Raw genomic sequence first — 12,251 nt, 5'->3', positions numbered from 1 at the left:
AGCCGCAGATCACTCCTCGTGCCGGACGCGCGAGGGGAAGGTCAGCTGCGCGCCGGCCGGGCGGCGGAGCGGCCCGCACGGATCGCTCGGGGCCCGGCGCCGGACACCCCGTCCGGCGCCGGGCCCCGAGGCGTGCGGGGGCGGGCTTCAGGAGGTCCGGTGGGAGGTGCCCGGTCCGGTGCCGGGGCCGGCGGCGGGCTCGTCGCGGCCCGCGTCACATCCCCCGTCAACTCGACCACGTCCGGCCCGTACGCGTGCGAGCCGACCACCTCGGGCGGCAGGACGAACGTGCCGTTGCCGTGCTCGCGCACCCGGCCGGCGGAGGGTCCTGAACGCGGGGGCGGATGCTGGGGACTCGTCATGGGGTGCCGGCCGGCTGCGGGGGTGGGGTCGTCGCGGTGCGCCGATACGCGCTGGGGCTGATGCCGCGGATCCGCTTGAACGCCGCGCTGAACGCGAACGCGTCGGAGTAGCCCACGGCGCGGGCGATCTCCGCGACAGTCGCCGTCTCGCGCTCGGTCAGAAGGTCCGCCGCGAGCGTCATGCGCCAGTGGGTGAGATAGGTCAGCGGCGGTTCGCCGACCAGGTCGGTGAACCGCTTCGCCAGCGTGGCCCGCGACACCCCGGTCCGGCCGGCCAGCGAGGCAACCGTCCACGGCGCCGCCGGTTCCCCGTGCAGCAGGCGCAGTGCGCCTCCCACCACCGGGTCGCGCCCGGCGGAGTACCAGCCCGGCGGGGTACCGCCGGGCCGGTCGAAGTACTCGCGCAGCGCGCACACCAGCATCCAGTCCAGCAGCCGGTCGAGGACGACCTGCTGGCCCGGCGTGTCGGCGGCGACCTCGGCGGCGAGATGGTCCCACACGGGGTCGGGTCCGCCGCCGGACCCCACGCGCAGTACGACGGGCAGCGCGTCCAGCAGCCTGCGACTGATCTCGCCGCGCACCGGATAGGCACCGACGACCAGGGTCGTCGTGTTCTCCCCGCCGGTGCCGGCGTCGTGCCATCCGAGCCGGTAGCGGGTCCCGCCCTGCTCGGGCGTCGAGCAGAACGCGCCACACTTGACGGGTTCGGCCCGAGTGCCCACCTCGTCGACGAAGAGGAACGGCGCGGGGCCCCGCACGATCACTGTCTCGCCGACGCCCAGACGCTCGGGCGGGCGGCGCTCCGGCACGACCCAGCCGCCTCCGGAGAGGACGGTGCACAAGGTCAGCGGCGCGCCGTCCACGAAGTGCAGGGACCAGGGCGGGGCCAGGGTCGAGCTGCCGAACAACGAGCCCTGGGCCCGCACACCGCGCAGCAGATCGCCGAAAGCATCCACCCGCCAAGCCTAAACGATTCAGACGATTGCCCAGGTGATCTGGCTCATCACCTATGGAACCGTCCGGGCGCGTGCCGTTGACTCGCTGCCATGAGCAACGACATCACTCTTGTCCTCGGCGCGACGGGCAACACCGGCCGACGGGTGGCCGCCCGGTTGCGACTGCGCGACACGCCCGTGCGCGCCGCCTCCCGTTCCAGCCGGACCCCGTTCGACTGGTTCCACCCCGCCGGCTGGGATCAGGTCCTGCGGGGCGTCACCACCGCCTACGTGGTGCCTCCGCCCGTGCCCGGTCCGGTGCACGACTTCGTGGCGCGGGCCGAGGCCGCCGGCGTGCGGCGCCTGGTCCTGCTCTCCGGTCACGGCGCCGACGACTGGGGCGACTCCGCGTTCGGTCTGGACATGCGCTCGGCCGAGGACGCCGTGCGCGGCTCGGCGCTGGAATGGACCGTCCTGCGCGCCTCGAACTTCGCCCAGAACTTCGACGGGCACCCCTTCCGCGCCCCGCTGGCCGCCGGCGAGCTGGCGCTTCCGGCGGGTACGGTCCCCGAGCCGTTCGTCGACGTTGAGGACGTCGCCGACGTAGCGGCCGCAGTGCTGTCCGAGCCCGGCCGGCACGCCGGCCGGGTCTATGAGCTGACCGGGCCGCGCGGACTGACCTGGGCGGAGGCGGTCGAGCTGATCTCCCGGGCGTCCGGGCTGCCCATCGTCTACCGGCGCGTCTCCCCGGCCGAGTACACCGCGACGTTGGTCCAGGAGGGCTGGGACGAGGACGAGGCCCGGCACCTCACCGAGATGTTCGTACTGCTTGAACGCGGGACCGCCGCCTGGACGACGGACGACGTCGCCACCGTGCTGGGACGCGCGCCGCGGACCTTCGAGGACTTCGTCCTGCGGGCCACGGCAGCGCAAGCCTGGCGGCGCTGAGTCCCGCGGGCCCCGGCCTGGCGTACCGGGCTCCGGGAAGCGGAGCCCCGCGCGCCGTCCGCACGTCCACACCACTTGCCGACGTCCGTTCTTCACGTAACTGGAGCCATCGATGCATACCCTGCTGGTCGCCGCCAACCCCGACCCCGAGTCCCTGACGCATTACGTGCTGGGAAGACTTGAGGCGGCGCTTCAACCCGGTTCGGTCGAGATCGCCGACCTGGCCAAGGAGCGGTTCGACCCCCGGTTCACTCCGGCGGACCGTCGGGCGTACCACGACGCCGGCAACTATCCGGCTGACGTCACGGCTGAACACCGTCGTCTTGAGCGCGCCACCGATCTCGTGCTGGTCTTCCCCGTGTACTGGTGGTCGATGCCCGCACTGTTGAAGGGATGGATCGACCGTGTCTTCGTCAACGGCTGGGCTTTCCAACACTCGCCCGCTTCGGGGCTGCAGCCGAAACTGCGGGGTCTCACCACACATCTTCTGCCCATCGCCGGCGACGACTCCGGTGCGTACGAGCGCCACGGGTACGAGAGCGCACTGCGGACGCAGATCGAGCACGGCATCGTCGACTACTGCGGCAGCCGGCGCGGCGCTACAGCGTTCCTCTACAGATCCGAACAGCTCACCCCCGAGGCCACAGTGCGAGATGCCGACCGTGCGGTGCGGACCATCAGCGAAGCCATCCATGCCCGCCTGAAGGAATGAGGCGGCCGCGGCGGTACCACGGCCGGCGGTGGTCCGCGGTCCGAGCCGCCGGGGCGGCGATGTCGCTGGTCGTCGCGGCCGGACGGCGCGGCGGTTCTCCGCGGTTCCAGGTGGTCCTGGACCGTATCCGGGTGCCCAGGACCGGGCCGCCTCGCGCACCCGGCCGGACGAGGTCCGTGCCGACAAGGCGTACGGGGGTTCGAGGCAGGCTCGCCCACGCAGAACCCGGTCGCTCACCGACATGGGACGGCCGGCTCCGCGGCCGCCGGATCCCGGTGGACGACGAGCAGGCACTCGGAGTTCTCCGGCGGCCCGGAGAACGCCTGCCGGCGGCGGAGGCCGACGATGCCGCGGACGAAGTCATTCATGAGCGCGCATGCTGGCGGTCGGAGGTGGAGAGGTGTTCGACTGTCCCCTGACGGGGCATGACGATCAGTCAGCAGGAACGAACGGCAGTAACGAACGGCAGTAACGGTCGGCTATCTCTGGAGGTGTGGGGTGCGGATGCGTCAACCGGTCGCACGGAAACTGGCGGTCCTGGCGGTCTCGGCCGCCGTCGTGTCGGTGGGGGCGGCGGCGCCGCCCGCCGCCCACAGGGGAGACGGCGAACCGGCGAAGACACCGGTCGCCACCGGCTACGGCGGCGCTGTCGCCAGCGTGGACGCGGACGCCAGCGCCGCCGGCATCGAGGTGCTGAGAAAGGGCGGCAACGCGGTCGACGCGGCCGTCGCCACCGCCGCCGCGCTCGGCGTCACCGAGCCGTACTCGGCCGGCATCGGCGGGGGCGGCTACTTCGTCTACTACGACGCCGATTCCCGTACCGTGCGCACGATCGACGGCCGTGAGACCGCGCCGCTCACCGCCGACGAGGGGCTGTTCACGGAGGACGGCGAGCCGATCCCGTTCGCCGACGCCGTCAGCAGCGGCCTGGCCGTCGGCACTCCGGGCACGCCCGCCACCTGGCAGACGGCCCTCGACAAGTGGGGCAGCCGGAGGCTGGGCACGCTGCTGGCCCCCGCCGAGCGGCTGGCCCGCGACGGCTTCACCGTCGACGAGACGTTCCGCTCCCAGACCGCCGCCAACGAGACCCGGTTCCGCTACTTCCCCGACACCGCCGAGCTGTTCCTGCCGGGCGGCGAACTCCCGGTCGTCGGCTCCACCTTCAAGAACCCCGACCTGGCCCGCACGTACAAGGAGCTGGGCCGCAAGGGCGTCGGCGCGCTCTACCACGGCGACCTCGGCGAGGACGTCCTCGCCACCGTCAACAAGCCGCCGGTGGACCCCGGCTCGGGCTGGAACGCCCGCCCCGGCGACCTGTCGGCCAAGGACCTCGCGGCCTACCGCGCCAAGCTCCAGCCGCCGACCAGGACCTCCTACCGGGGCCTGGACGTCTACTCCATCGCCCCGTCCTCCTCCGGCGGCACCACGGTCGGCGAGGCCCTCAACATCCTGGAACGCACCGACCTGTCCGAGGCGAGCAGGACCCAGTACCTGCACCGCTTCATCGAGGCCAGCCGGATCGCCTTCGCCGACCGGGGGCGCTGGGTCGGCGACCCGGCCTTCGAGGACGTACCGGCGAAGGAGCTGCTGTCGCAGCGGTACGCCGACTCCCGGGAGTGCCTGATCCGCGACGACGCCGCGCTCACCAGCCCCCTCGCGCCCGGCGACCCGCGCGACCCGGCCTCCTGCGCGGCCGGCGGCACGGCGGCGCCGACGACGTACGAGGGTGAGAACACCACGCATCTGACGACCGCCGACAAGTGGGGCAACGTCGTCGCCTACACGCTCACCATCGAGCAGACCGGCGGCAGCGGCATCACCGTGCCCGGCCGGGGCTTCCTGCTCAACAACGAGCTGACGGACTTCTCCTTCGCCCCCGCCAACCCGGCGGTCCACGACCCGAACCTGCCGGGTCCCGGCAAGCGGCCCCGGTCCTCGATCGCCCCGACGATCGTCCTGGACCGGCACGACAAGCCCGTCGTCGCGGTCGGCTCGCCCGGCGGCGCGACCATCATCACCACCGTCCTCCAGACGCTGACCGGGTTCCTGGACCGGGGGCTGCCGCTGGTCGACGCGATCGCCGCGCCGCGCGCCAGCCAGCGCAACGCCGCGCAGACGGAACTGGAGCCCGGCCTGTACGACAGTGACCTGCGGGGCGCACTGGAGGCGCTCGGGCACTCCTTCAAGGCCAATCCCGAGATCGGGGCGGCGACGGGTGTGCAGCGGCTGCCGGGCGGGAAGTGGCTGGCCGCGGCGGAGACGGTACGGCGTGGCGGCGGGTCGGCGATGGTGGTACGGCCCGCGCGCTGACGGGAGGGGCGGCGCCGGCCCGCGGGCGCGGCACGCGGCTCAGCCGCGTAACGACACAGCCCCGCACCCCTAGGGAGCCGTCGCGCCCGGAGTGACGAAGGCCAGGCGGCCGTCCCGCACGTCGACGGTCACCTGGCCGCCCTCCGCCACCCGGCCGTCCAGCAGCAGGCGGGACAGCTCGTTGTCCACCTCCCGCTGGATGGTGCGGCGCAGCGGGCGGGCGCCGTACTCGGGCTGGTAGCCGCGCTCGGCCAGCCAGTCCACGGCCGCGTCGGTGAAGTCGACGGTGACGCCCTGGGCGCTGACCATGCGGCGGGTCTGGTCCAGGAGCAGGCTGGTGATCCGCCGCAGCTGTTCGCCGGTGAGCTGGCGGAAGACGACGATCTCGTCGACGCGGTTGAGGAACTCCGGCCGGAAGTGCTCGCGCAGCGGGCGCAGCACCTGCTCGCGCCGGGCCTCCTCGTCGGCCTCCGAGCCGCCGGCCCCGAAGCCCAGGGTGGCGCCGCGCCGGGTGATGACGTCCGAGCCCAGGTTGCTGGTCATCACCACCACCGTGTTGCTGAAGTCGACCGTGCGGCCCTGGGAGTCGGTGAGGCGGCCGTCGTCCAGCACCTGGAGGAGGATGTTGAAGACGTCCGGGTGCGCCTTCTCCACCTCGTCGAGCAGGAGCAGTGAGTACGGGTGGCGGCGCACCACCTCGGTGAGCTGGCCGGCCTCCTCGTGGCCGACGTAACCGGGCGGGGCGCCGACCAGGCGGGAGACGGTGTGCCGCTCCTGGTACTCGCTCATGTCGAGGCGGACCATCCGGTCCTCGCTGCCGAACAGCGCCTCGGCCAGCGCGCGGGCCAGTTCGGTCTTGCCGACGCCGGTCGGGCCGAGGAAGAGGAAGCTGCCGATGGGGCGGTTCGGGCTGGCGAGTCCCGCGCGGGAGCGCAGTACGGCGTCCGAGACGACGCGGACGGCCTCGTCCTGGCCGACGACCCGCTCGTGCAGGTGCTGCTCCAGGCCGAGCAGGCGGTCCTTCTCCTCCTGGGTGAGGCTGCTGACCGGGATGCCGGTCTGCCGGGACACCACCTCGGCGATGGACTCGGTGCAGACGACGAGGTTCTGGCCCTCGTCGGCCTGTCCGTCGCCGGCCGCCTCGGAGATCCGCCGCTTCAGCTCCACGATCCGGTCCCGCAACTGCGTGGCCTGCTCGTACTGTTCGTCCGCGACGGCCTGGTCCTTGTCCCGGATCAGCTGCTCGACGTCGCGCTCCATGGTCCGTACGTCCGTGCCCTTGGTGCGGGCCCGCAGCCGCACCCGGGCGCCGGCCTGGTCGATCAGGTCGATGGCCTTGTCCGGCAGCCGCCGGTCGGTGAGGTAGCGGTCGGACATCTCCACGGCCGCCACCAGCGCCTCGTCGGTGTAGCGGACCTGGTGGTGGGCCTCGTAGCGGTCGCGCAGGCCGCGCAGGATCTCGATGGCGTCCGCGGCGGACGGCTCGGGCACCAGGATGGGCTGGAAGCGGCGGGCGAGGGCCGCGTCCTTCTCGATCCGGCGGTACTCCTCCAGCGTGGTGGCGCCGACGACGTGCAGTTCGCCGCGGGCCAGGGCGGGCTTGAGGATGTTGCCCGCGTCCATCGAGCCGGACTCACCGCCGCCGCCCGCGCCGACCACCGTGTGCAGCTCGTCGATGAAGACGATCAGCTGGTCGGAGTGGGCGCGGATCTCGCCGACGATGTTGTTCAGGCGCTCCTCGAAGTCGCCCCGGTAGCGGGTGCCGGCCACCACGCCGGTCAGGTCGAGGGCGACCACCCGGCGCCCGGTGAGCACGTCCGGTACGTCGCCGTCGGCGATGCGCTGGGCGAGCCCCTCCACGATGGCGGTCTTGCCGACGCCCGCGTCCCCGATCAGCACCGGGTTGTTCTTGCCCCGCCGGGAGAGCACCTCCACGGTCTGCTCGATCTCGTCGTCCCGCCCGATCACCGGGTCGATCCGGCCCTGCTGGGCCAGCTCGGTGAGGTCGCGCCCGTACTTGTCGAGGGTGGGGGTGCCGCTGGTGCGCTGGCCCTCGGCGGTACGGGGCTGCGGACCGCCGGCCTCCGGGGCCTCCGGCGGCAGCCCGGAGGGCGAGAAGCGGGCCGCGTTCAGGATGTGCCCGGCCGCCGAGTCCGGGTTGGCGGCCAGGGCGCTGAGCACGTGCTCGGGGCCGATGTAGCCGGTGCCGGAGGCGCGGGCCAGCTCGTGCGCGTCCAGCAGGGCCCGCTTGACCGCCGGGGTCAGGGAGAGCGAGGTGGGCGGCGGGGCCTCGCCGGGGCCGTGCTGCACCGGTCCGGACCGGTCGTCGATCTGCGACGCCAGGGAGTCGGGGTCGGCGCCGGCCCGGCTGAGCAGGCTGCGGGTCGGCTCGGTGGTCAGCGCGGAGCGCAGCAGGTGCTCGGTGTCCAGGTCCCGGCTGCCGTGTTCGGCGGCGTACTGGGCGGCGCCCCGCACCAGCTCGCGGGCGGGCTGGCTGAGCAGCCGGCCGATGTCGATCTGGCGGGGCCCCTGTCGCGGTCCGCCGAAGAAGCGGGCGAAGAACTCCGCGAAGGGGTCGTATCCTTCCGGTCCGCTGAAGCCGCTGGTCATGGCCTTCCCATCCGGCGTCCCCGCGCCGGTCCGGGACGCCTTCGCTGGTCGACGTGCCGGGGCCGGGTAACCCGGACGGGCTCCGGTCACACACCGGGGCGTGCTCTGCGACCACCCTGGCACGGCCGGCCGGCGGTGGCATCTCCGGTGGGCGGCGAGGAGTACGGGGCCGGGGGGGCGAGGGCCTCGTACCGCCGTCTCCTCCAGCCGGACGGAGCGGTATTAGAATGACGGCATGGTACGCACCCCCCTCACCCCCGAAGAGCGCGCACGCGGCGAGCGGCTGGGGCGGCTGCTGCGTGAGGCGCGCGGCGACCGCAGCATGCCCGAGGTCGCGGCCGTCGCCGGGGTCTCCGCCGAGACGCTGCGCAAGATCGAGACCGGCCGGGCGCCGACGCCGGCCTTCTTCACGATCGTCGCGCTGGCCCGGGCCCTCGGCCTGTCGCTGGACACCCTGGCGGAGTGGTGCGCGCTCGCGACGGCGGAGGCCGGGCCCGACGACGGGGGCGGGGCGCTTCCGGTGGCGGCGGCCTGACGCGGCGGGTGCGGCGCGTGCAGGTGCGGGGCGTGCGCGGGCCCGGGTTTCACGTGGGGCGTGCGCACGCCCCGGGCTCCGCGCGGGGCGTGCGCGGGCCCGTTCGACGGCCGGGGGCGCTCGCCCACCGGAGTGTGAAACCTGATCGACACCCCGCCTTGACGACGATGGTCTTGGCAAGCTCGCCCGAGAGGCTTACGTTCATCCCTCTACGGCCTGTTCTACGGGCGTAGAGGCTCTGGCGTCGCGTCGAAGGAGCAGTTCATGGCCAACGTCGTACGTGCCGCTCTGGTCCAGGCCACCTGGACCGGAGACACCGAGTCCATGATCGCGAAACACGAGGAGCACGCGCGCGAGGCCGCGCGTCAGGGCGCGCGGATCATCGGCTTCCAGGAAGTCTTCAACAGCCCCTACTTCTGCCAGGTCCAGGACCCCGAGCACTACCGCTGGGCCGAACCCGTCCCCGACGGCCCCACCGTCCGCCGTATGCGGGACCTCGCCCGCGAGACCGGCATGGTGATCGTCGCCCCCGTCTTCGAGGTCGAGCAGTCCGGCTTCTACTACAACACCGCCGCCGTGATCGACGCCGACGGCACCGTCCTCGGCACCTACCGCAAACACCACATCCCGCAGGTGCAGGGCTTCTGGGAGAAGTACTACTTCCGCCCGGGCAACCTCGGCTGGCCGGTCTTCGACACCGCCGTCGGCAAGGTCGGCGTCTACATCTGCTACGACCGCCACTTCCCGGAGGGCTGGCGGCAACTGGGGCTCAACGGCGCCCAGTTGGTGTACAATCCGTCCGCCACCCACCGCGGTCTCTCCGCCCACCTGTGGCGCCTGGAGCAGCCGGCCGCGGCCGTCGCCAACGAGTACTTCGTCGCCGCGATCAACCGCGTCGGCCAGGAGGAGTACGGCGACAACGACTTCTACGGCACCTCCTACTTCGTCGACCCGCGCGGCCAGTTCGTCGGCGACACCGCCAGCGACAGCAAGGAGGAACTCGTCGTACGCGACCTCGACTTCGGCCTGGTCGAAGAGGTCCGGCAGCAGTGGGCCTTCTACCGCGACCGCCGCCCCGACGCCTACGAGGGGCTGGTGCGGCCGTGACCCACGACCTGCTGGGCCGCCACCGGGCCGTGCTGCCCGACTGGCTCGCCCTCTACTACGAGGAACCGCTGGAGATCACCCACGGCGAGGGCCGGTACGTGTGGGACGCCGCCGGCAACAAGTACCTCGACTTCTTCGGCGGCATCCTCACCACCATGACCGCCCACGCCCTGCCCGAGGTGTCCAAGGCGGTCGGCGAGCAGGCCGGCCGGCTCCTGCACTCCTCGACCCTCTACCTCAACCGGCCGATGGTCGAACTCGCCGAGCGCGTCGCCCAGGTGAGCGGCATCCCCGACGCCCGCGTCTTCTTCACCACCTCCGGCACCGAGGCCAACGACACCGCCCTGCTGCTGGCGACGACGTACCGGCGCAGCAACACGGTGCTGGCGATGCGCAACAGCTACCACGGCCGCTCCTTCAGCGCCGTCGGCGTCACCGGCAACCGCGGCTGGTCCCCGACCTCCCTCTCCCCGCTCCAGACCCTCTACGTGCACGGCGGCGTCCGCACCCGGGGCCCCTACGCGCACCTCACCGACCGCGAGTTCATCGCCGCCTGCGTCGACGACCTCACCGACCTGCTCGGCCACACCCGCCCGCCCGCCGCGCTGATCGCCGAACCCGTCCAGGGCGTCGGCGGTTTCACCTCCCCGCCGGACGGCCTGTACGCCGCCTTCCGCGACGTACTGCACGAGCGCGGCGTGCTGTGGATCGCGGACGAGGTGCAGACCGGCTGGGGCCGCACCGGCGACCACTTCTGGGGCTGGCAGGCGCACGGCCGGGGCGGCCCGCCCGACATCGTCACCTTCGCCAAGGGCCTCGGCAACGGCATGTCCATCGGCGGCGTCATCGCCCGCGCCGAGATCATGAACTGCCTGGACGCCAACAGCATCTCCACCTTCGGCGGCACCCAGGTCACCATGGCGGCCGGCCTGGCCAACCTCGCCTACCTCCTCGAACACGACCTCCAGGGCAACGCCCGCCGGGTCGGCGGACTGCTCATCGAGCGGCTGCGGGCCGTCGCCGCCGGCGTGCCGCACGTACGGGAGGTGCGCGGGCGCGGCCTGATGATCGGCATCGAGCTGACCCGGCCCGGCACCGACGAGGCCGACCCGCGCGCCGCCTCGGCCGTACTGGAGGAGGCCCGCGCCGGCGGACTGCTCATCGGCAAGGGCGGCGGCCACGACACCAGCGCCCTGCGCATCGCCCCGCCGCTGACCCTGACCGTCGCGGAGGCCGAGGAGGGCGCCGCGGTCCTGGAGCGTGCCCTGCGCGGCCTGTAAGCGCCCTGCCCTGACAGAGGGGAACCGCATGAGCAGCAGCAGCCGTACCGTCATCCGCGGCGGCCTCGTCGTCACCGCCTCCGACGAACTGCACGCCGACGTCCTGATCGAGGACGGCCGGGTCGCCGCCCTCGCCGCCTCCGGCACCCCGGCCGCCGAGTCCCTCACCGCCGCGCACACGCTGGACGCCACCGGCAAGTACGTCATCCCGGGCGGGGTGGACGCCCACACCCACATGGAGCTGCCGTTCGGCGGCACCTTCGCCTCCGACACCTTCGAGACCGGCACCCGCGCCGCCGCCTGGGGCGGCACCACCACCATCGTCGACTTCGCCGTCCAGACCGTCGGCCACACCCTGCGCGCCGGCCTGGACGCCTGGCACGCCAAGGCCGACGGGCAGTGCGCCGTCGACTACTCCTTCCACATGATCCTCTCCGACGTCGACGAGAACTCCCTCAAGGAGATGGACCTCCTCGTCGACGAAGGAGTGAGCTCGTTCAAGCTGTTCATGGCGTACCCGGGGGTGTTCTACTCGGACGACGGCAGGATCCTGCGCGCCATGCAGCGGGCCTCCGGCAACGGCGGCCTGATCATGATGCACGCCGAGAACGGCATCGCCATCGACGTCCTCGTCGAACAGGCCCTGGCCCGCGGCGAGACCGACCCCCGCCACCACGGCGAGGTCCGCAAGGCGCTGCTTGAGGCGGAGGCCACGCACCGCGCCGTCCAGCTCGCCCGGGTCGCGGGCGGCGCCCCGCTGTACGTCGTCCACGTGTCGGCCGAGGAAGCCGTCGCCGAGATCGCCGCCGCCCGCGACAAGGGCCTCGACGTCTTCGGCGAGACCTGCCCGCAGTACCTCTTCCTGTCCACCGACAACCTCGCCGAACCCGGGTTCGAAGGCGCCAAGTACGTGTGCAGTACGCCGCTGAGGCCGCGCGAGCACCAGGCGGCCCTGTGGCGGGGGCTGCGCACCAACGACCTCCAGGTCGTCTCCACCGACCACTGCCCCTTCTGCTTCACCGGGCAGAAGGAGCTGGGCCGCGGCGACTTCTCCAAGATCCCCAACGGCCTGCCGGGCGTGGAGAACCGCATGGACCTCCTGCACCAGGCCGTTGTCGACGGACACATCAGCCGCCGGCGCTGGATCGAGATCGCCTGCGCCACCCCGGCCCGGATGTTCGGCCTCTACCCGAAAAAGGGCACGATCGCCCCGGGCGCCGACGCCGACATCGTGATCTACGACCCGCACGCCGAGCAGGTCATCTCGGCCGAGACCCACCACATGAACGTCGACTACTCGGCGTACGAGGGCAAGCGGGTCACCGGACGTGTCGAGACCGTCCTCTCCCGCGGCGAACCCGTCATCGCGGACCGCCGCTTCGTCGGCCGGGCCGGGCACGGCGTGTACACACCGCGGTCCACCTGCCAGTACCTCGACTAGGAGCCCCGGCC

At 72.8% G+C, this 12,251-nt stretch carries 9 protein-coding genes; 7 read left to right on the top strand and 2 right to left on the bottom strand.

The annotated features are described in order from the left end of the window. Nucleotides 1-358: 358 nt before the first annotated feature. A complete protein-coding gene (locus tag ACZ3IG_RS21115) occupies nucleotides 359-1,318 on the bottom strand; it encodes an AraC family transcriptional regulator (RefSeq protein ID WP_467433915.1) in 960 nt (319 codons plus the stop codon). A gap of 90 nt (nucleotides 1,319-1,408) precedes the next feature. Here ACZ3IG_RS21115 and ACZ3IG_RS21110 point away from each other — a divergent pair, with 90 nt between their 5' ends. The 3 genes from ACZ3IG_RS21110 to ggt all read left to right on the top strand — a co-directional run bounded on the left by ACZ3IG_RS21110 (nucleotide 1,409) and on the right by ggt (nucleotide 5,267). Continuing rightward, nucleotides 1,409-2,245 carry an NAD(P)H-binding protein gene (locus tag ACZ3IG_RS21110; protein WP_467433913.1) on the top strand — a complete coding sequence of 279 codons (837 nt, stop codon included), beginning with the start codon at nucleotides 1,409-1,411 and terminating at the stop codon, nucleotides 2,243-2,245. 112 nt (nucleotides 2,246-2,357) lie between these two features. Then, nucleotides 2,358-2,957, top strand: coding sequence for an NAD(P)H-dependent oxidoreductase (locus ACZ3IG_RS21105; protein WP_467433912.1), 600 nt, complete (start codon nucleotides 2,358-2,360; stop codon nucleotides 2,955-2,957). Nucleotides 2,958-3,461: 504 nt separating this feature from the next. Then, entirely contained in the window at nucleotides 3,462-5,267 is a 1,806-nt protein-coding gene (gene ggt, locus ACZ3IG_RS21100; RefSeq protein ID WP_467433911.1) for a gamma-glutamyltransferase, read from the top strand. Nucleotides 5,268-5,336: 69 nt separating this feature from the next. Here the strand turns inward: ggt and ACZ3IG_RS21095 are convergent, their stop codons facing one another. Beyond that, nucleotides 5,337-7,877: an ATP-dependent Clp protease ATP-binding subunit gene (locus ACZ3IG_RS21095; protein ID WP_467433910.1), complete on the bottom strand. Its 2,541-nt coding sequence runs from the start codon at nucleotides 7,875-7,877 to the stop codon at nucleotides 5,337-5,339. A gap of 235 nt (nucleotides 7,878-8,112) precedes the next feature. Here ACZ3IG_RS21095 and ACZ3IG_RS21090 point away from each other — a divergent pair, with 235 nt between their 5' ends. From ACZ3IG_RS21090 to hydA, 4 genes are all read left to right on the top strand, one after another. Continuing rightward, a complete protein-coding gene (locus ACZ3IG_RS21090) occupies nucleotides 8,113-8,412 on the top strand; it encodes a helix-turn-helix domain-containing protein (protein WP_215167770.1) in 300 nt (99 codons plus the stop codon). A gap of 264 nt (nucleotides 8,413-8,676) precedes the next feature. Next, a complete protein-coding gene (locus tag ACZ3IG_RS21085; protein ID WP_467433909.1) occupies nucleotides 8,677-9,519 on the top strand; it encodes a nitrilase-related carbon-nitrogen hydrolase in 843 nt (280 codons plus the stop codon). Beyond that, entirely contained in the window at nucleotides 9,516-10,799 is a 1,284-nt protein-coding gene (locus tag ACZ3IG_RS21080; RefSeq protein WP_467433908.1) for an aspartate aminotransferase family protein, read from the top strand. Before ACZ3IG_RS21085 ends, ACZ3IG_RS21080 begins: the two co-directional genes overlap by 4 nt. A 28-nt stretch (nucleotides 10,800-10,827) precedes the next feature. Next, nucleotides 10,828-12,240, top strand: coding sequence for a dihydropyrimidinase (gene hydA / locus ACZ3IG_RS21075; RefSeq protein ID WP_467433907.1), 1,413 nt, complete (start codon nucleotides 10,828-10,830; stop codon nucleotides 12,238-12,240). Nucleotides 12,241-12,251 lie beyond the last annotated feature (11 nt).

The organism is Streptomyces sp. NPDC016677 (assembly GCF_055562815.1).
The sequence above is the reverse complement of the archived record's forward strand: the minus strand, read 5'-3'. Positions and strand labels throughout refer to the sequence as shown.

Bases quoted from the DNA above. Each gene is read 5' to 3' on its own strand.
- ACZ3IG_RS21105 (WP_467433912.1), top strand. From the start codon at position 2,358: ATGCATACCCTGCTGGTCGCCGCCAACCCCGACCCCGAGTCCCTGACG.
- ggt (WP_467433911.1), top strand. From the start codon at position 3,462: ATGCGTCAACCGGTCGCACGGAAACTGGCGGTCCTGGCGGTCTCGGCC.
- hydA (WP_467433907.1), top strand. From the start codon at position 10,828: ATGAGCAGCAGCAGCCGTACCGTCATCCGCGGCGGCCTCGTCGTCACC.
- ACZ3IG_RS21090 (WP_215167770.1), top strand. From the start codon at position 8,113: ATGGTACGCACCCCCCTCACCCCCGAAGAGCGCGCACGCGGCGAGCGG.
- ACZ3IG_RS21085 (WP_467433909.1), top strand. From the start codon at position 8,677: ATGGCCAACGTCGTACGTGCCGCTCTGGTCCAGGCCACCTGGACCGGA.
- ACZ3IG_RS21110 (WP_467433913.1), top strand. From the start codon at position 1,409: ATGAGCAACGACATCACTCTTGTCCTCGGCGCGACGGGCAACACCGGC.
- ACZ3IG_RS21095 (WP_467433910.1), bottom strand. From the start codon at position 7,877: ATGACCAGCGGCTTCAGCGGACCGGAAGGATACGACCCCTTCGCGGAG.